Below are 19967 nucleotides of genomic sequence, written 5' to 3'. Positions count from 1 at the left end.
ATGGGTGAATTTTCAGCCCCGATCCTGCGAGTGAATAATTTGAATAAACAATTTGGCACAGGCTGCAGCCACTGCAGCGGTATTCAAGTCCGCCAACTCGATAAAAACTATTGTCCAGTTTGCGCTACGGTTTATTCTTGCCAAGATATCTCATTTGACTTATACCCCGGTGAAGTCCTTGGCATCGTAGGCGAAAGTGGAAGCGGCAAGTCGACGCTGATGAGATGTCTCTATTTCGATCAGGAAGTAACCGAGGGTGAGGCGTACCTTACCCCCTATAAGGATGGCAGCAGCAACCTGTTTCAAGAATCGTCCCAACAAAAGAGATTTATTCGCAACCAACTGATGGGCAAGGTATATCAGAATCCGGTGATGGGCCTTAGGATGGACTTTTCCTCCATCGGGAATATTGCCGAGAAGATGATTGCTGCCGGAAGCCGGCATGTAGCGGCTATGGAATCGCGGGGCAGCGAGCTGCTGGAACGGGTTCATATTCCGGTCTATCGCATGAAGGAAGCACCAAAGAACTTCTCTGGCGGAATGCAGCAACGCGTGCAGATTGCCAAAGCGATGTCCAACAATCCTCCGATTCTTCTACTGGACGAAGTAACCACCGGGTTGGACTTATCCGTACAAGCCAATGTTCTGGATTTGATAAAACACCTGCAAAGGGAACTGAATATCAGCATCCTGCTCGTGTCCCACGATCTTGGCGTCATCCGCATGCTGGCCGATCGAACGATGGTAATGCTGGATGGACAGGTTGTTGAGCAAGGCTTGACAGATCAAATTCTCGAAGACCCCCAGCACGCGTATACGCAGCAGTTAGTACATTCCATGCTGTAGCGAATCAATAGGAGGAGCCATCCCATGTATCTGATAACGAACGGAATTATTATTACCGAAGAGACGCTATTAGAAGGTTATGACCTATTCGTTTACGAAGATCGAATCGCCAAGATTGTCCGCAGAGGAGAGTTTACTCCTGATGCGAACACCGAAATTATTGATGCCAGCGGCGGATACATTGCCCCGGGATTGATCGACATCCACTCAGACTATATAGAGCATATGACAGCTCCAAGACCGACTTCTTTAATTGATTTCCGCCTGAGCCTCCGCGAAACGGAGAAGGAATTGATTTCTCACGGCATTACGACGATGTACCACTCCTTGTCTATCTTCAAATCAGTTGACTACAAGTACCGGCCTATCCGGGAGCCTGAGAATGTTCGCAAGCTGGTCGATTTGATCGATCAAACCCACCATAGCAAGCATTTGGTTCGTCACCGCTTTCATGCCCGGTTCGAGATTGATAATCTGGAAGAAATCGAAAGCTTAAAAGCGTACATCATGGAGGAGAAAGTCCATCTCCTTTCATTTATGGATCACACGCCGGGGCAAGGACAGTACAGAGATTTAGAGCTGTATAAAAAGACGATTCGGGGATATGAGGACGTTTCTGATGAAAATGTGGAGCTCATTATTGCGAATCACCAGTCAAAGCAGAAAATGACCGTCGACGCCATCCGCGAAATCGCGGAGATGGCCAAAGCCAGAAACATCGCTATTGCTTCACACGATGACGATTCTGTGGAAAAGCTCGACCTGGTGCAGAGCTTCGGCACGACCATCAGCGAATTCCCGATTACGCTGGACATTGCTCGCAAAGCGAAGGAAAAAGGCTTATTCACGATAGCCGGCGCGCCAAACGTCATTCTGGGAGGCTCGCACAGCGGCAACCTTTCTGCGGCAGAAGCCGTAAATGATGGCTCCATTGATATTCTGTGCAGTGACTATTATCCGGCTGCGATGCTTCACGCGGTCTTCCAGCTAGCCAGCCAGTATGAGAAGGGCTTGGTCGAAATGTTCAAGCTCGTGACCTTGAATCCTGCAAGAGCCGTCAACATGGACGGGATTTTAGGTTCGATTCGAGAAGGCAAAAAGGCGGATCTGCTCATTATTGAGCGGCTGGAGCCCGATGATTTCCCGGTCATTACGGCTGTGATGGTGGATGGAAAGCTGATACAGAAAACGAATTACAGAATCTAATGGGGGTGATGGCATGGATAGCCTTCTGTCTATCGAACAGTTGTCCAAATCTTTCACTTTGCACAACTTGAACAAACATATTAATGCAGTTGAAGACGTAAGCCTCTATCTGAAAGAGGGCGAATTCGTTGGAATTACTGGGAAAAGCGGAAGTGGAAAGTCGACGGTCTTGAGATGCATTTACCGTACGTATCTGCCTCATTCAGGAAATATCTGGTATAACTCGCAGCGTTTTGGCCGGATTGATCTGGTAACCGCTCCAGAAAGAATGATCATTGAATTGCGGAAATTTGAAATCGGGTACGTCTCTCAATTTCTGAATGTGATGCCACGCACGACGGCCAGAGAGCTGGTCCGTCATGCCATCGTAGAGATGGGCCACGACACGGATTATGCCGAAAATGAAACCATAAAAATGCTGGAGCATTTCGAGCTGGATCGAAGCTTATGGGACAGCTATCCTGGAACCTTCTCCGGTGGTGAAAAGCTTCGTCTAAACATCGCCAGAGCGATGGTCAAGCGGCCGAGACTACTGCTGCTGGATGAGCCCACGGCGAGTCTGGACCACGGCTCCAAAGTGAAAGTAAAGGTACTGATCGAACAGCTGATGAAGGAAGGCACGACCATGCTGGGTATTTTCCACGACCTTGCGTTTATGCAGAACCTGTGCAACCGGGAATATCAAATAAAGGACGGCAGATTCTTAATGGCTGAACGACAGAGCAACCTTACAGCACATTAAAACTGTCCAAACTGTCCGTTGATATATAGCTTGGAAACTGAGGTTGTCCATTACAAAGCTTTGCAAATCGGGAGGAGAGTTAAATTGAAAAAAATATTTGCACTTGCTATTTCATTAACCCTTGCAGCTGTAGTTACAGGCTGCGCATCGAAGGCTGGCGACGCTGAGCAAGCTGCTGCACCCGTAAAAACGAAGGACACCATCACGATTGCTTGGTACCCCAATGAGTCCGGAGCGGATCTGAAAGATGCCCGCGATGAGCTTGGCAAGGTCATTGAAACAGCAACAGGAAAGAAAGTCGAGCATAAAACGACAACGGATTATATTATTGCCATCGAAGCCATTGCCAGCGGGAATGCGGATTTAGCTTTCATGGGACCTCAAGGCTACATTGAAGCGAATGCTAAAAATAAAAAGGTTCAACCACTCGTTGTGCCAAGCGGTGAGTCTGGAACGCTGGATGACGCGGTCTATTACAGTTGGCTGAATGTGAGAAAAGGAGACGAAGAAGCCTATAAAAGTGGCAGTAGTTTTGCGATCGACAACATTGCCGGTAAGAAGTTTTCTTTCGTGTCCAACTCGTCCACATCTGGCTTTAAAGTGCCATCCGCAGGAATTGTAAGCTATTTCAGCAAGCAGGATAAATATAAGAAACTGACTACCGATGATCTGATTCAAGGCGGGAAGGACAAATTTTTCAGCGAAGTGCTGTTTGGCGGCTCGCATCAGGGCGCTGCAGTCAACCTTTTGACCGGCAAAGCAGATGTTGCTGCATTCTGTGATACCTGCGTATCCAATTATGTCGAGCTGTCATCTGGTACAGCCAACAAGGCGGGAGCGGTTTATAAAATTAAACAAGGCGCAGCTGAGCCGTTCAATACGCTTATCGGCAAGGAGTTTTCGCTCATTTCCGTAACACCTGTTCTGAACTCGCCATTTGCCGTCAATACAAGCACGATTAGCGCAGAAGATCAGAAAAAATTGAAGGATGCTTTCACATCGGATGCCGTGACCAAGAACCCTAAGATTATCCTGCCTAAGGATTCAAAGGATTCCGGTTTGTTCAAGCAAAAGTCAGGCAAGGAGAGATTCCTAACTGTCGAAGATGCCTGGTTCAACCCAGTCAGAGAGTTGTCCAAGCCATAATATCAATTCTGTCTACCTAATCTGCCAAGGGAGTTAACCATGACAACGTTATTGGAATTCAAGCAGGTATCAAAGCAGTATGGCGCGGATACAAAAGCGTTATCTAATGTTAACTTCGCTGTGAAAGAAGGAGAATTCGTTTCTATCATCGGACCTTCCGGAGCGGGGAAATCAACCCTTCTTCGGTGCATTAACCGGATGATTGACGCAAGCAGCGGAGAGATCATATTTGATGGCGCTAATGTAATGGGTTTCAAGAAAAGCGAGTTGAAGAAGCTGAGAACACGCATCGGGATGATCTTTCAGCACTATAATTTGGTTAACCGGCTTAGCGTAATTGAGAACGTCCTGCATGGCAGGCTTGGCTACAAGTCAACTCTGGCCGGCATGTTTGGCCTCTACTCCGAGGAGGAGAAGAGACATGCCTACAGCATCCTGCAAATGCTCGGCTTGGAGGAGCAGATTTATAAACGCTGTGACGAGCTAAGCGGGGGGCAGAAGCAGCGGGTTGGGATCGCCAGAGCTTTGGTTCAGAACCCCAAAATGCTGCTGTGTGATGAACCGATCGCCTCTTTAGATCCCAATGCTTCCAAAATCATTATGGAGCACCTGCGCAGCATCTGTTCCAAAATGGGGATTACCGTCATTATTAATTTGCATCAGGTGGATGTGGCGCTGAAATATTCGGACCGAATCATAGGCGTGAATAAGGGGAGCATTGTGTATGATGGCTCTCCGACACATATCAACACAGGACAGCTCAGCAAAATCTACGGCCCAGATCTGCACGAGTTAGTGACAGATCAGGGAGGTCGGCATGCAGGCTAACTTTTTTGCCAGAAAAAGAAGGAATTCCTTGATGTATTACGCTCTGCTCATTCTGATCACCGTGGTCGCTATTATGATAACAGAATATAACGTGGTCAAAGGGTTTACCTCGATTCCCAAAGCAGCTGAATGGGCTTTCCAGAACTTCTACCCCAATGAAAAAGCGATGAAGAAGCTTCCTGCAATCGCCGAATCGCTGGTGGAAACAGTGTTGGTATCAATTGCAGCGACGACAGTAGCTTCTGTATTTGCTTTGTTATTTGCCATCCTTGGCTCCAATACGACGGGGGTAGGCGGAGTGGTAAGTTGGATCAGCCGTTCAATCGCAACCTTGTTTCGAAATATTGACGTAGCCGCATGGTCGATGATTCTTCTGTTTTCTTTTGGGCAAAATGTGATGACAGGCTACTTTGCCCTCTTCTTCGGCTCCTTCGGATTTATGACTCGAGCCTTCATTGAATCTATTGATGAAGTGAGCAGCAGTTCGGTGGAGGCGTTAAGAGCGACAGGTGCCCCTTATTTCTCGATCATCTTTCAATCTGTTATTCCTTCGAGCATGCCACAACTGCTCAGTTGGATCTTGTTTATGATTGAAACCAACATCCGCCAAGCGACATTGATCGGAATCTTGACGGGAACGGGAATCGGTTTTCTGTTCAGCTTGTATTACAAAAGCCTGAATTATAGCTCTGCCTCCTTGGTCGTAATCGTGATTGTGGTTGCCATTATGCTGATTGAAGTGGTTTCCAATTATGTCAGGAGAGTGATTCTATAATATGGCACTCCATGAGTTCGTCGGAAATGCGAACGAGGCTGAGGACCAGCTGAGGAAGCCTCAGCTTCGGATTAAGGCAAAGCCCTTTAGCAAAGCAACACTAATCATTCAGCTTACTTTAGGGCTTCTGGCAGCGTTGACTGTTTATGGGTTTGCCACCTTCGACTACAAGGAAATCAACCTTTTTGACGGTATACGTTCAACAGCTGCGACAATAAAAACGATGTTTTTTGAGCCGCATTTGAAGCATTTTACATTCCTAGAGGCGATCCAGAAAGTTATTATCACGTTGGGCTTGGCCTTTCTGACCACGCTATTCGGAGCCATCATTGCTTTGTTTCTGGCTTTGTTTGCAGCCCGTAATCTATCCTCCAATTTGGTTTCGATGACGATTAAAGGTGGCGTTACTTTTATCAGAGCGGTTCCTACCGTGCTTTGGGTACTGATTTTTGCGGTTGCCGCTGGTTTGGGGAGCGTTGCTGCGGTAATTGGCATGACGTTTCATTCCGTCAGCTATTTAGTAAAAGCCTTTTCGGAATCGTTTGAGGAACTGGATAAGGGTGTCATTGAAGCCCTGAAAGCGAGCGGTGCCAATTGGTGGCAAATCGTTTTTCAGGCTGTCATTCCGTCATCTATCACTTATCTGATTTCGTGGACATTTATGCGGTTCGAGATCAACTTCGCCGTTGCTGTTGCTATGGGAGCCGCAGCGGGCGCAGGCGGCATCGGTTTTGACATGTTTATGGCCAGCGGTTTCTATTATGACGTCAGAGAAGTTGGGGTTATCACTTACTTCATCCTTTTCTTCGCGGTCATGCTCGAAATTCTAGCTACAAGGATTAAGAAAAAGCTCCGATCGAAAGTGTAAAATCAATCGGATTGAAGGTCGTGAGCTTCTAGCTTGCGGCCTTTTTTTATATATCTGGGAGAGCGCCACGAATTGATTCATTACTTTGAATAATACTCGTTGAAGGGAATAGGAGGAGGATAACGGATTTTTTTAAAAAAAAGTAATTGACCAATCAATAACTGGATGTTATATTGTTTTCGGGTTAGTGATTGATCAATCACAAAATATAAAATGAGGTGGATCCTATGGAAAAAGCGATTGTAGTAGGAGCAACGGGAGGCACGGGGGCTTCAGTTGCGGAAGAGCTGGTCAAGCGAGGAATTCGGACGGTAGCATTCGGGAGATCTCGTCAGAAACTGGAGGATCTTAGGGCTAGGCTGGGTTATCCAGAGCATCTGACGATTGCGGTAGGTGATGCTTTCCGTCCGGATGATATCGTCTCCGCTTCGGAGGGGGCGGACGTCCTGTTCCATTGTGCGAACGTACCATATCACGAGATGGTAAGCAAGCTGATTCCGCTTGGTGAATCGGTGATGGAGGCCGCAGATCGGCTGAGCATAAAATTAGTCGCAATCGACGGCATTTATCCCTATGGAAGAAGACAGATGGCTCGGGCGACCGAGGAGCATCCTAAGCAGCCGCATACGAAGAAGGGCAAGATTAGGCTCGCTTACGAGAAGATGCTGTTCGATGGGCGGTGGAGCCGGGCTAAGGTCATGATCGTCCGCTTGCCGGATTATTACGGCCCAACGGCGAATGAGGCTTCTTATCTGGGCTCTACTCTCGAAGCGATCGCGACTGGCAAGATGGCATTCTTCATAGGTAATATGCGTGTCCCCCGCGAGTTCGTTTACTTACCGGACGCGGCGTTCATGATCGCGGAGCTCGCCGGCAGGGATGATGCTTATGGGCTGAACTGGCATATACCTGGCGCAGGCTTGATCTCGGGCAGGGAGATCGTGCAAATAGCCCAGCAGGCAAGCGGTAGTGCCAAATCGGTCATTCCTCTTGGGAGAGTCGGGCTGTCTTTGCTCGGTATGGCTGTGCCTGTAATGAAGGAGGTCGTGGAGATGCTCTATTTGACCGAAGAGCCGCTTGTCTTGAGCGGGGAGAAATACGAGCGGTTGATCGGACCGGCACGGGCGACTGCCTTCGAGAAGGGAATCACGGCTACGATTCACGCGCTGCAGAGAAGAAATGGCTCTCTTTTTAAAACTAATAGTAAGTAATCAATCACTAACGAGGTTGGAGGAAATAGAATAATGAACCATTTGCTTGGCTCAAGTCAGATGCTTGATGCCATCGAGAAGGTCTCGGAGAAACATGGCGTCTGTGCGGCGGACCGGGCATTACTGCGGAGGAACTGCTCGGAATCGCAGGTTCGGTCGTTAACGCCATCCCACGCCTAGAAAGAATCGGTGGTTGTAAGCTGAGACTGCTTCAATGGCATGAGCCAAGATAAAAAAGGGTTGCCACATGGCAGCCTTCTTTCCAGTTTACGGGCATGGTTGGAGAGGCTATATTTTTACATTTCCAATAAATTAACAAAGTACTTATCATTTTCAGCTTGAAAATCAGAATTCCTTTTTTCATGCAAAGTGTATTGGGATTTTCCCAGGCTCTCTTACTTAATATCTTATAAGAAATTCTAGAAATCACAGAAATTTATCCGATTTTGGGATGCTATTATAAAAATATAAATAAAGTTGAGGTGATGAAATGCAAACGAAATTGGCAGCGGACGCCATCCCCCTCCCTCCCAAGTGGAAATCTTTGATAAGAACGATACGAACGTATAAAGTGATGTATGCTCTTTTATTCCCGGCATTGTTGTATTTTGCAATATTCAAATACATTCCTATGGCGGGAATCGTTATTGCTTTCAAAAACTACAATTTGGCCTTGGGACTATGGGATAGCCCGTGGGTGGGATTGAAAAATTTTAAAGATTTTATTAACGGGGTATATTTCTGGGACATTATGAGAAATACGATTATCATCTCGCTGTACAAGCTATTATTCGGCTTCTCGGCTCCCATCGTACTTGCTTTGCTTCTCAATGAAGTTTATACCCAATGGTTTAAGAAAATCGTACAAACGATCACTTATTTGCCCCATTTTCTGTCATGGGTCATTGTTTATGGACTTATGGTGGCATTACTAGCCCCAGGAGATGGCCTTTTTAACATGATTTTGAAGGAAAATGGCATCCAACCGATCTCCTTCCTGACGGAACCCGCCTGGGGCAGACTGCTGATTATCTTATCTGAAATATGGAAGGATATCGGATGGGGAGCCATATTGTACCTTGCAGCATTAGCAGGAATCGATCCGAGCTTATATGAAGCGGCCCGGATTGATGGCGCTTCCAAGTGGAGACAGCTGTGGCATGTAACATTACCCGGCATTCGAGGAGTCATTATTCTGATGCTGATCCTTAAACTAAGCCATATTCTGGACGCTGGCTTTGACCAAATATTCATGTTTGCCAACACCTTTAACCAGGAGAAGATCGATATTATCGACACATGGGTATACCGTGAAGGGTTGGAGCGTCTTAAGATTGGGTTGGCTACTGCTGTAGGATTGTTTAAAGCTGTCATCGGATTTATTTTAGTTTTGGCTGCGAACAAGCTCGCCAAAAAATTCGATGGTCAAATTTGGTGAGGTGGTTTTGGGTATGATCAATCAGACATTCGGGGAAAAAGTATGGCAAGTAGCCGTTTATTTCATTCTTTGTTTACTATCCCTAATTTGTTTACTCCCCTTTTTATATGTGGTTGCTGTTTCAGTGACGCCTGAATCGGAAGTGTTAAGAAAAGGAATTGTTATTATACCAGAATCCTTTACCTTTACAGCCTATAAAGAAGTATTCATTTCTCATGGTATTGGGCAAGCGTATAAAATTACGTTGTTTCGAACGATTGTAGGTACTGCGCTTAATGTGTTTTTTACGGTAATGGCGGCTTATCCGTTATCCAAAAAATATTTGCCGGGGCGCAAACCATTTTTACTATTCATTGTGTTTACCATGATGTTTAGCGGAGGGTTAATTCCGTCGTATTTGTTAATCCGCTCTCTGGGATTGCTAGACAGTCCGTGGGTATTGATTATACCGCATCTCATTAGTGCATTTAATCTGGTGATCATTAAAGGCTTTTTCGAGCAATTGCCTCCTGAAATCGAGGAATCAGCGAGGGTAGACGGTGCAAGTGAGCTTCAGTCGTTGTGGAGGATCATTTTACCCCTGTCCTTGCCCGTCCTTGCCACGATTTCCTTATTTTACGCAGTCGGGCATTGGAACAGTTATTTCGATGCTATTGTTTACATTAATGATTCCAACTTAATGCCACTTCAAGTTATCTTGCGCAACATCTTGCTGAACGTCGCAACACAAAGCGCTGATTCGATCGCCAGTACCGGAATGGTTAGCAAATTCGCTGTGCAAATGGCTGCTGTAGTCGTGACAACGGTTCCGATTTTGATCGTTTACCCATTTATGCAAAAGCATTTTACCAAAGGTGTGCTCATGGGATCGATTAAAGGTTAAATGGCATTCTTACCTAGGTTGTTACGGGGAAACCGTGATAATATAAAAGCAAAGAGGAGAGGTCAATATGCAACGTAAAAAGATTTCATTAACTATTCTGACAGCAATGGTAGGGTTGGGAGCGGTATTGTCAGGATGTGGAGAAAAAACAGAAGTGACGCCAACAGCTTCGAGCAGCTCTCAAGGCAAGCCGAACCAGTTTGCAAACAAAATGAAAATCTCGATGTTTAACCAAGGTACTTTCAACGCTGCTGCTCCGATTCCTCCTCGTGAAGAAGATGTCCAACGCCAAATGTTAGAGAAGGCGGTGAATATCGAACTGGATATGATGATTCCCCAAGCGGGGCAAGCAACGACCAAACTAAATACGCTCATTGCCGGTGGAGATATTCCAGATATGCTCTTCTTGAAGAGCCGGGCTGATCTCGCGCAATATTATGACCAAGGCGTTCTTGCAGACTTGACGCCGTATCTGGATCAATTTCCCGAATTGAAGAAGCGTTTCGGTACAGACTCCTGGGATGCGGTGTCCTATCAGGGAAAAACCATTGCAGTTCCAGGTTATGATAATGTAAATGGTGTTAGAAGCCTCTTCCTCCGAAATGATTGGCTGAAAAAGTTGAATCTGAAAGTGCCGACAACCTCTGATGAGCTGTTCGAAGTGATGAAAGCTTTTACAGAGAAAGACCCGGACGGCAATGGCAAGAACGATACGTATGGCTTCATTGGTGGTATGAATAAAGAGGGCACTTTGCAAACCTACGGGTTCGATTATTTAATGTGGATGTTTGGCGTCAATCCTCCCTCAGCTATTGAAGTGAAAGACAATAAACCGGTGTTCCTGTTTACCGATCCCAAAATGAAGGAGGCGTTAGCTTATATCAATAAAATGATGACAGCCAAAGTTGTGGATCCGGACTGGGTGACGATGAATACGCCCGATTTGTTGGACCAAAAGTTATATAAGGGTAAAGTCGGCTTCATGATAAGAGATGTCCGTAGGCTGGAACCGGATGCCCAACAGAAAATGAAAGAAATCGGCGGAGAGGTGCCGGAATGGATCGTAATTCCTCCAATGAAAGGGCCTTACGGCGATCAAATATTGGAGAGAAAATCGTTCCAAGGCAATTCATGGGCCATTTCCAAGAAAGCGGATAAGGACAAAATCATTCGGATCTTGTCTATGCTGGAATATCTCTTTACGGACAAAGAAGCATACCCGAATTTCGCTTACGGACTTAAAGGGATTCATTGGGATCTGGTGGACGGCAAGGTCAAAAACAAAACCTCCGAGTTATCGAAGGATATGAGAGAAAAGTACCAGTGGGTCGAACATTATAAAATGGCGCGTCGTGGCGATGATGCCGAGTATTTCAGCTTCCAGAATCCAAAGACGACAGAAGCTTTTAATGACAACCAGAAATATGTGGCGCCTACTTTGCCCGGGAATATATTGACTGCAGACCCGAGCGATACGTTGGCAGCTGACCGCCAACGTTTCATTAATGAAAGCTTGGTCAAATTTATGACGGGCAAAGACCCTCTTTCCAACTGGGATAATTTCCTCAAAACGTTGGATACCAAGTTTGACATGCAGAAATATAAGGACACAGCAACCAAGCAGTTTAAAGAAGCAGGCTTAATCAAGTAAATAAACAAAGAGAGTGGCAATTAGTTGCCACTCTCTTTGTTGGTCTAGGGGGCAAAAAAATGTATGAATTTTTCTCGAAATCATGTAAAAAAACTCAGATAAAAAGGACTACCATGTTAGTTGTATGCTCCTAAAAAAGATAAGTGAGGTTAGGTGAAGTGACGATGAAGGAATTATTTCCTAGGGAAGGCCTTCCAAATGTAATTCAAAAGTTGGAAAATGAGGACACGGTGACCATAGTCTATTTTGGCGGCAGTAATACCCGTTCTGAAGGATACCGTGTAATGACGGCTGAATGGCTTCGTGAGAAATATCCCAAGGCGGATATTCGCTCTGTGAATGCAGGCATTGACGGAACTGGATCGGATTTGGGCTGCGCCCGTTTGGAGACGGATGTATTGCGTCATCAGCCTGATCTAGTGTTTGTTGAATTTGTCGGTAACGATGGCGGAGTCCCCGAGTCCAAAGCGCGGATCGAAGGGATCGTCCGTCAAATCCGCAAGCGGAGCCGGTTTACCGATATCCTGTTCGTTTATACGCTGAAGGAGCGGGATGTGGTCGGATTTCAGTCCGGGGAATACCAGAAGGGAGCTCTTATGCAAGAGGATGTGGCCGACTATTATGGCATTCCTTCGATTCATCTGGGCGTAGCGGTCAGTCATTTGGTTTCGGAGGGAAAGCTTATTTTTACCTCAAAGGCAGACGAGTCCATTTCCGGAGCTATTTTTTTTACGCATGATTCGATCCATCCGACAATTCCCGAAGGGCACCAGATTTACACGGATACGATCACCCGGTCGTTTGAGAAAATGAGTGAACTTCGAGGTCGCTTGGGAAGGGTCGAACATAACTTGCCTCAGGACCCTTTGGTCCCGGCCAATCCTTGGGAGTACGCCGCTATGGTGCCGCTGGATGGCCATGCCGATTTTTCGGCAGGATGGTCTTATATGACCCCCGATGATTTTGCTTTGGTCCGCGAGTACAATTGGTTGTTCCCCGGCCTATGGCGAGCGGTCGATCCGGGGGAGGCTATCACGGTGCAGTTCGAAGGCACTCACATCGGGCTGTTCGATATCGGGGGACCCGATTCCGGCAGATTGAAAGTAACGGTGGATGACGGGGAACCTTTCCTCATCGATCGATTCACGCCATTTAACGATCATAATCGGAATCAGTATGTTTTCTTGCCGGAACTTCCGAATGGGAAACATACAATTCACTTCGAAATCGATGCCGAGATGACAGATAAAGTGGCAGTGTTTGAGGCAAGTGGCAATGAACGAAGTTTGGAGCATGAACGGCAGCATCCGGATTGGTACAAGCAAACGGTGATTCAGCTTGGGAAGTTGTTGCTGGTGCAGCCGCCATTATAATTGATAAATCGGCTTTATTTCCATTGTAAGACCTACATCGTATCTGACTGCAGTTGAGCGGTCCAATACGACGTAGGTTTCTTTTTTGACATAAAATCTTATAAGAAATTCTTGAAATTAAAGAAATTTTACGGTTATATGACATGCTAAGATAAAAAAAGACGTAGGGACTAGTCAGACCGATACGGATAATTGCTGCGTCACAACAATTCGAATAAAGGAGGTTGGTTTTTATTTTGAAAGCGTTATCAATTTGAGGGTCGCTCTATGATCCCAGCATTCATTCGTTGAAATCCGTATTGTTTGAAAGCAAATCATGGAAAGGATGTGAGTTTTATGATAAAAAGTAAGCTGTTTTTCTTAATCGTTCTCATCATGACGATGATAGTTCCTTTAAGCCTATCCGGGATAAGGACCGCTAATGCGGAGACCTTCCCGTTTAAGACAATCATCATCGATGACGGGAGCATCACGCTCGACGGGGTTGTAACCCCAGATGCGGATAACGCGAATAACGGATACTCGGCGCCCAATTGGACCACAAGTACCGGGGTGAAGGGGTATAATAATTCCAGTTCCAAATATACGAGTACAGCAGGCAGAACCATATCGTGGAATCCACGTTTGGAAGCAGGAACGGCGAGAATATCGTTCTACAAGCTTAACTGGGAGGACAAAGCGGATAGCAATGTAAAAATCGAAATTGTTCATAACGGGATGACGGATGTTCTATTTATGGATCTGAGACCTTCATTCGGCGCTCCTGCGGGATGGGTTGATTTGGGAGAGTATTATTTCTCCGGGGTTGGTGAAGAATTCGTTAAATTGACTCGGTCTACCAGCACCACCAGCACGATACTTACGCGTGCTGATGCGGTCAAGTTCGAAGGGAATATTCAGCAGAAAGAGCCTCATAAGACGATCATCATTGATGATGGAAGCATCACGATTGATGATGTCGTTACCAGCGATGTGGATAACGCGAATAACGGGTACTCCGCTCCTTATTGGACCACAAGTGCGGGAGTGAAGGGATACAATAATTCCAGTTCCAAATATACGGATGCTGTGGGAAGAAGCATCACATGGAATCCGCGGTTGGAAGCAGGAACGGCGAGAATATCGTTCTACAAGCTTAATTGGGCGGATAAAGCAGATAGTAATGTAAAAATCGAAATTGTGCACAATGGGATTACGGATGTCATGTTTATGGATCTCAGGCCCTCTTCGGGCCCATCTGTCGGATGGGTTGATTTGGGGGAGTATTATTTCAGTGGTAATGATACCGAATTTGTCAGGCTGACTCGAACGCAACCTACGACGGGCACCATCATTACGCGGGCAGATAGCGTCAAGTTCGAAGGAAATATCCAGCAGCAGGCCCCACCGTTGCCTCCGCTGCGCAGCCGCACATTGGCGAATCTCAGTTATACGGAAAAAGGCAGCATCGAAAACGCAAACTATAAGGCGACCTTCTATGAAGCTACTTGGGATGGAGGCAAATCCATCGTTCGTGATCTGTTCTACAAGGACACGGATACGGGGAACTGGGTGCCAATCAATAATACGGCGGAAAGACTTGAAGAACAATGGGTCTTATTGGATGGGAATGCGGGGAGTCGAACCAATTACTACGATACGATGAACAAACGCTGGATTACTTTCGACGGGATCAATTTCCCTGATAGCCATACTGCAGTATTAACCGATTCTTTGCATGGAAGCGATTACGATTTACAAGTGAACTGGTCCATGTCAGGGGATAAACCAGATGTTTCCTTCGCCTTTACACCTCGCCGGGATGGCAATTATGTGATCGGCTATCAGTCTTTCACAACAGAATTAATCACTGGCATCAATGAAGTGTTGAATGGTTTCAGGTCGCATGCAAAAATGGTAGGTTCTGTAGAATCAACAAGCTTAAGGGAGCTGAGCGCTCCAATGAGTCTGATTGAAAAGAATGACGGTGCAGGGAACGCTTTGACGTATGGCGTATTTGCACCGTCGGAAGAGCTTCCGGTCGAATTTGAACCGACGGGAGGCGTTACGAAACAACGGCTTGGCATGAGTCTTGTCAACAACGAGGGCAGCGTGCAGCCGATCCTTTATGCTCCTCAACTAGGGACTTATTCGCAAATGACCGCAGAAAGCACGTACCAGTTTCATATGGGATTGATCGCACAACGGAGCAGTCTGTATGATGCCTACGAGGATATTATACGTAATGAATACGGTTATTCCGCATACCGGGAAAATGTCGCCGATCAGTCGCTTACGGATGCGATGTTCAATATGATCGATCTGCTCAAGATAGAGCCGCAGGGTGACGACTCTGTTAATTATGTTCCGTCGCCCAGCGGGTGGTGGAATCGAGCCAAGGGCTTCATTGACATCGAGAACGAGGATAGCGTTCGAACAACATCGAATGCGGTTCTTCTAGGGGCTTACTACTTGACCGGAGACGACCAGCTTTACGATACGAGAGCGCTGCCGTCCATCCAGTACGGTGTATCGCGAAATGGTATCGGTTGGTCGCCGACGCAGAAGCCCGTATACGGCGTGCCGTCGTTATGGAAAATGGCAACCTTGCCGTTCGATGTTTCAAGCGTAGCTGCTGTCAATCAAATGATGGGCACTTCGGCTGGAATTCAAGCGCTAGGGCAGCAAGAGTACCTTGTGCGCAATCCTGATCAGAAAGATCGGGGTCCTGTCATTCAGCCCCTGATGATGTATCGTATGACGGGGGAAGCGCAATATTTACAGGCTGCCAAGGCTGCAGCCGACAGCTATATCACTCAGAATATCGATACCCCGGAATCCGTGAATGTGAGTAAAAATGAGTTTATTTATTATTATAGCAAGCTATGGATGGAGATCTTGGAGCTTTACGAGGAAACGAAGGATCCCAAATACTTGAATGCCGCTTACAAGGAAGCCAAACAGTACGCTACCATGTTCGTTGCTCGTCCGGTTCCCGGAGGCACCGTTACGATTCCGCAGCCGGAGACGTATAATTACGCGGAGTCATTCCATTGGCCGGCAAGCGGTAAATACGATTATCCTAGGAGCAAGCTCCCAGAAGATGTAGCCGGGGGTGTACAAGCGGAAAGTTGGCTTGTTTCACCCAACGGGTTGACGTTTGAAGCGGGAAGTACAACCGGCTATTATCGGATGAATGCGCAGGAGGCTCCATTCATGCTGAGATTGTCGCTCTATACAGGCAATAAACTGCTGCAGGATATCGCTCATAATGCGGTCATCGGACGATATTCCAGCTATCCAGGTTATTACTATAAAGGCTTCGCCGTTAGTCAACTTGAACCGGATTTTCCTCTGGAAGGTCCAAGCGGGGCTACATCCATCTATTATCACCATATGCCGGCGCAGCTCGGGCAAACGATGGATTATCTGATCAGCGAACAATCGCTGAAATCGAATGGGAGTATTACATTCCCTTCCGTATTCGAAACTAATTTTTTATGGTTCAAATATCACCTCTACGGGAATAAACCAGGTCAATTCTACGGCAATTCGAACGTTTGGCTCTGGATGCCCAAAGGGATTATCAAGACCAACCATCCGCAATTGAACTGGATAACAGGGGAGAGCGGGAATAAGTTCTACATCGGATTAAGCAACGAATCAACTGCTGAAGTACAGACTCCGATCGAATTGAATGCTCAAATCATCGGGTTCAATCCGGCGCAAGATTATACCGTAACCATCATCCGCGATAATGGCACACCAGAGCAAGCGGTTATGAGAGGCGGAATCATTCAGGCCACGGTTTCAAGCAAGGGAATAACCGCTATCATTGTGGAGGGACTCAACATTGATGTGCCGCTGCACCAGCTCAGAACGGCCGATACATCGGATGCAAGCTATTTCTTCGATGTTCACAGTCCAATAGATGCTGTTAAAGGTATGCTAATCGTCAAGCCCGACGAAACGTCCTACGATGCTTACGTGGAGGCAAAAACGACGAAACCGGCGACGATCCATTACTCCTTGGATGGCGGGGCCACATACACGACCGTTCCAGATACGATATATCCGATGGAATGGTCGATAAGGGTAAACGATTTATCCCAAACTTTCACTTATTATGTGGAATCGGACGGAAAACAGACCCGCAAGCGGACGCTATATCTGCCTGATCAGGTAACGGTAACGCCGGTCCAACCCGAGTGGCAGGAGGGGTCATCCATCATTGTTGATAATTCGGAGGCGGAGACAGAAGGCGTCTGGATACGGGATACCACGGCTAATGACTATTACTACGATAACTATGTGTATGCCAAATCGACTACAGGTACAGCGACAAGCAAGATTCTCTGGCGTCCGGAGCTGCCGGGAAGTGTCACTTATAGCGTGTATTACAAGCTTCCGCAAATCACCGCCACGAGTGAAAATTGGGCAACGAATGCCTCTTTTACCGTTTATTATAGCGGGGGTTCCGAGACGGTTACCGTTGATGAATCAACGGCCAATGGGACGTGGGTGTTCCTGGGAGCTTATCCTTTTGCAGCAGGCGATAGTGGGTATGTCGAATTAACCAACAAGGCCAATAAGTCACGGGTAGTTGCCGATGCGGTGATGTGGGTGGACCCGAATAGAATGCAGCAATTAGAGTCTGTGGCCATTATGTCGGATCGGGACGAACTGCAGATGACTCAAGCTGCTCAACTGAGCGTAACCGGCTATTTGGACAACGGTCTGATCGGTGATCTTACACATGCAAATGTGCAGTATTTCGTTGATAGAACCGATCTGGCTGCAGTGGACAGCAGCGGTTTGTTGACCCTTCAAAGCCTCGATGGAGCCACGGATCACATCGCGGTGTGGGCCACGGTAACGATGGACGGTGTGACCTTAACAACACCACCTTTGACAATAACGATCAGGGACCTGACGGTTATTGTCGACAGCACGAATACGACCGGGTTATACGCTACGGCAGGGTCTTGGAGCCAAAGCAATTTAGCCGGATACAAAATTGGTGTTAAGTCCCGTTACTCTACAGTTCAAGGATCATCGGCGACGTGGAAGGCCCAGTTTCCAGAGGGGAGATATTCGGTCTCCATCTACAAGCTCGTCCATACGACGGCAAACGATAATCACGTCAAAGTGGAAGTGAAGCATCAGTCGGTTACCGAGGTCACGTATATCGATGCGACGGTCGGCTCGTCGGGTTGGGTTAATCTTGGAACGTTCGACTTTGCAGGAGACGGCAGCGAGTATGTTCGTTTAACAAGGGAGACTCCGACAACTGTAGATCCGTCAACTCTTCCTGCCGATATGATCTATACGAGGGCTGATGCAGTCAAGTTCGAACGGCATTCCGTCAGTCCGGCACTGCTTGCAAATGGGGTGCCAGGTAAACCGACACTTTCGAATAATAGTGGTGTTGCGACAGGCTTACATGATGGCAATTATGAGGTTACGATGAATATGTGGTGGGGAAACAATGGCTCACTGTATAAGTTGTACGAGAATGGCCAATTGATCCAAACGAAGTCACTGGCCGATGCATCGCCAGCAGCCCAGACTTCCATTATTCCTATTCAAGGTAAGCCAAACGGAACCTATGTGTATACATGTGTGTTATCGAATTTGTATGGAACGACTTCATGTGATCCACACACCGTCACCGTGGCTGATGCGAATCCTGGCAAACCTGTGTTGTCCAGCGACAACTGGGATCAAGATGGGACCTATACCATTACTGCTAATATGTGGTGGGGCACGAACGCAGCACAATATCGATTATATGAAAATGGCGAACTTATTAAAACGCAATCTTTATCTTCACAAACACCAAATGCCCAATCGGCAATTACACAAATTTCGGGAAAAGTTCCTGGCATTTATCAATATCGCTGTGAGTTTATAAATGGAAATGGAACAACGGTAAGTGACGTTATACAAATTATTGTAAAATAAACCCTAAGAGCTGAGTGGATGAGAACGATCCATTCGGCTCTTTTATTTTTTGGAACAATCATAAAATATTGGAATTTTTCATGCAAGCAGCCGTTTCTTTTACACACATTTAAAAATGTACGATTATACATGCACAAAATGCGATCATCCATGGTTCAACGACTGGATTTGACCTACACTTAAGCTATAAGTCAATTACGCAGAGGAGTGTGTGTGCAAATGTTGGTGAAAGTAGGAAGTCGCGAGTTGGAGTTGGGTGGTCCACATTTGACAGAGCTGAGGAGCTCAAACGAGATTGTTCATGATGTGGTGGCGCTGCGCGAGCGGATGGAGGAAGACGGATATTTACTCATCCGTGGATTCCATGACCGAGCGAAGGTGCTTCATGCACGCACGAGTATTTTAGAGAAAATGGGACAGATGGGGAAGCTCGATCGCGATACTCTATTGGAAGAAGGCAGAATGGCTGATGGCAGCAAGAGCATCTTCATGGGGGGGACGAATGAGGATCTGCCGGCTTTACTTAATGTTTTAAACGGGGATCATATCATGCGTTTTTTTGATGAACTCCTGGGAGAACCCTCGCTTACGTATCATTACAAATGGCTTAGGGCGGTAGGCAAGGGTGATTTTACTGGAGCTCATTATGACATTGTTTACATGGGAAGAGGTACAGAGAAAGTCTATACGGTTTGGTCGCCACTAGGGGATGTATCCTATGAAATGGGAGGACTTGCCATTTGCCTTGGATCTCATCGTTTCGAAGATTTGAAACAGTCGTACGGGACGAAGGATTCAGATCGTGACGGCATTGGGCACTACACCGACGACCCGCTGGTTATTACGGAAAAATTCGGCGGAAAATGGGCTACAACAACGTTTGAAGCAGGCGATGTTCTCATCTTCGGCATGTATTTGCTGCATTGTTCGCTTGAAAATACGACGAACCAATATCGGATCAGCGTAGATGCGAGATATCAATCGGTCAATGAGAAGGTTGATGAAAGGTGGAGCGGTAAAAAACCGCGAGGTCACGATAAATGAAGTGATAATAATG

Annotated in this window: 14 protein-coding genes; all 14 read left to right on the top strand. The window is 46.7% G+C overall.

Going from position 1 to position 19967, the window contains the following annotated elements; translation table 11 throughout:
* The 14 genes from GC098_RS02065 (at nt 1) to GC098_RS02000 (ending at nt 19954) form a co-directional block, all read left to right on the top strand.
* Nucleotides 1-846 carry an ATP-binding cassette domain-containing protein gene (locus GC098_RS02065; protein ID WP_171640502.1) on the top strand — a complete coding sequence of 282 codons (846 nt, stop codon included), beginning with the start codon at nt 1-3 and terminating at the stop codon, nt 844-846.
* Between the two features lie 24 nt (nt 847-870).
* Nucleotides 871-2052 carry a phosphonate metabolism protein PhnM gene (gene phnM / locus GC098_RS02060; RefSeq protein ID WP_171640500.1) on the top strand — a complete coding sequence of 394 codons (1182 nt, stop codon included), beginning with the start codon at nt 871-873 and terminating at the stop codon, nt 2050-2052.
* Between the two features lie 13 nt (nt 2053-2065).
* Nucleotides 2066-2794 carry a phosphonate C-P lyase system protein PhnL gene (locus GC098_RS02055; RefSeq protein WP_171640498.1) on the top strand — a complete coding sequence of 243 codons (729 nt, stop codon included), beginning with the start codon at nt 2066-2068 and terminating at the stop codon, nt 2792-2794.
* 84 nt (nt 2795-2878) lie between these two features.
* The gene (locus tag GC098_RS02050) at nt 2879-3940 is read left to right on the top strand and encodes a PhnD/SsuA/transferrin family substrate-binding protein (RefSeq protein WP_171640496.1); all 1062 of its coding nucleotides are present in this window, start codon (nt 2879-2881) and stop codon (nt 3938-3940) included.
* 39 nt (nt 3941-3979) lie between these two features.
* A complete protein-coding gene (phnC, locus tag GC098_RS02045) occupies nt 3980-4768 on the top strand; it encodes a phosphonate ABC transporter ATP-binding protein (protein WP_171640494.1) in 789 nt (262 codons plus the stop codon).
* Nucleotides 4758-5543 (top strand): PhnE/PtxC family ABC transporter permease, encoded by a 786-nt coding sequence (locus GC098_RS02040; protein ID WP_171640492.1) that lies wholly within the window; start codon nt 4758-4760, stop codon nt 5541-5543. Before phnC ends, GC098_RS02040 begins: the two co-directional genes overlap by 11 nt.
* A gap of 1 nt (nt 5544) precedes the next feature.
* The gene (locus tag GC098_RS02035; RefSeq protein WP_171640490.1) at nt 5545-6411 is read left to right on the top strand and encodes a PhnE/PtxC family ABC transporter permease; all 867 of its coding nucleotides are present in this window, start codon (nt 5545-5547) and stop codon (nt 6409-6411) included.
* A gap of 227 nt (nt 6412-6638) precedes the next feature.
* Nucleotides 6639-7622: an NAD(P)H-binding protein gene (locus GC098_RS02030; protein ID WP_171640488.1), complete on the top strand. Its 984-nt coding sequence runs from the start codon at nt 6639-6641 to the stop codon at nt 7620-7622.
* 490 nt (nt 7623-8112) lie between these two features.
* Complete coding sequence (locus GC098_RS02025; RefSeq protein WP_171640486.1) at nt 8113-9060, top strand: ABC transporter permease; 948 nt, start codon at nt 8113-8115, stop codon at nt 9058-9060.
* Nucleotides 9061-9073: 13 nt separating this feature from the next.
* Nucleotides 9074-9943, top strand: a complete 870-nt coding sequence (locus tag GC098_RS02020; protein ID WP_171640484.1) for a carbohydrate ABC transporter permease — start codon at nt 9074-9076, stop codon at nt 9941-9943.
* A 67-nt stretch (nt 9944-10010) separates the two neighbouring features.
* Nucleotides 10011-11594 carry an extracellular solute-binding protein gene (locus GC098_RS02015; RefSeq protein WP_171640482.1) on the top strand — a complete coding sequence of 528 codons (1584 nt, stop codon included), beginning with the start codon at nt 10011-10013 and terminating at the stop codon, nt 11592-11594.
* A 164-nt stretch (nt 11595-11758) separates the two neighbouring features.
* Complete coding sequence (locus GC098_RS02010) at nt 11759-12967, top strand: SGNH/GDSL hydrolase family protein (RefSeq protein WP_171640480.1); 1209 nt, start codon at nt 11759-11761, stop codon at nt 12965-12967.
* A 336-nt stretch (nt 12968-13303) separates the two neighbouring features.
* The gene (locus GC098_RS02005; RefSeq protein WP_171640478.1) at nt 13304-18910 is read left to right on the top strand and encodes a golvesin C-terminal-like domain-containing protein; all 5607 of its coding nucleotides are present in this window, start codon (nt 13304-13306) and stop codon (nt 18908-18910) included.
* A 219-nt stretch (nt 18911-19129) separates the two neighbouring features.
* A complete protein-coding gene (locus GC098_RS02000; protein ID WP_171640476.1) occupies nt 19130-19954 on the top strand; it encodes a phytanoyl-CoA dioxygenase family protein in 825 nt (274 codons plus the stop codon).
* The last annotated feature ends 13 nt before the right edge of the window (nt 19955-19967 follow it).

This window comes from Paenibacillus phytorum (assembly GCF_013141715.1).
In the GTDB taxonomy this organism is placed as follows: Bacteria; Bacillota; Bacilli; order Paenibacillales; family NBRC-103111; genus Paenibacillus_E; species Paenibacillus_E phytorum.
Note: the sequence above shows the minus strand (reverse complement) of the source record. Positions and strands in the feature narration are given on the sequence as shown.

Coding starts and splice junctions, on each gene's coding strand:
- GC098_RS02065 (WP_171640502.1), top strand. CDS start 1: ATGGGTGAATTTTCAGCCCCGATCCTGCGAGTGAATAATTTGAATAAA.
- phnM (WP_171640500.1), top strand. CDS start 871: ATGTATCTGATAACGAACGGAATTATTATTACCGAAGAGACGCTATTA.
- GC098_RS02055 (WP_171640498.1), top strand. CDS start 2,066: ATGGATAGCCTTCTGTCTATCGAACAGTTGTCCAAATCTTTCACTTTG.
- phnC (WP_171640494.1), top strand. CDS start 3,980: ATGACAACGTTATTGGAATTCAAGCAGGTATCAAAGCAGTATGGCGCG.
- GC098_RS02040 (WP_171640492.1), top strand. CDS start 4,758: ATGCAGGCTAACTTTTTTGCCAGAAAAAGAAGGAATTCCTTGATGTAT.
- GC098_RS02035 (WP_171640490.1), top strand. CDS start 5,545: ATGGCACTCCATGAGTTCGTCGGAAATGCGAACGAGGCTGAGGACCAG.
- GC098_RS02030 (WP_171640488.1), top strand. CDS start 6,639: ATGGAAAAAGCGATTGTAGTAGGAGCAACGGGAGGCACGGGGGCTTCA.
- GC098_RS02025 (WP_171640486.1), top strand. CDS start 8,113: ATGCAAACGAAATTGGCAGCGGACGCCATCCCCCTCCCTCCCAAGTGG.
- GC098_RS02020 (WP_171640484.1), top strand. CDS start 9,074: ATGATCAATCAGACATTCGGGGAAAAAGTATGGCAAGTAGCCGTTTAT.
- GC098_RS02015 (WP_171640482.1), top strand. CDS start 10,011: ATGCAACGTAAAAAGATTTCATTAACTATTCTGACAGCAATGGTAGGG.
- GC098_RS02010 (WP_171640480.1), top strand. CDS start 11,759: ATGAAGGAATTATTTCCTAGGGAAGGCCTTCCAAATGTAATTCAAAAG.
- GC098_RS02005 (WP_171640478.1), top strand. CDS start 13,304: ATGATAAAAAGTAAGCTGTTTTTCTTAATCGTTCTCATCATGACGATG.
- GC098_RS02000 (WP_171640476.1), top strand. CDS start 19,130: ATGTTGGTGAAAGTAGGAAGTCGCGAGTTGGAGTTGGGTGGTCCACAT.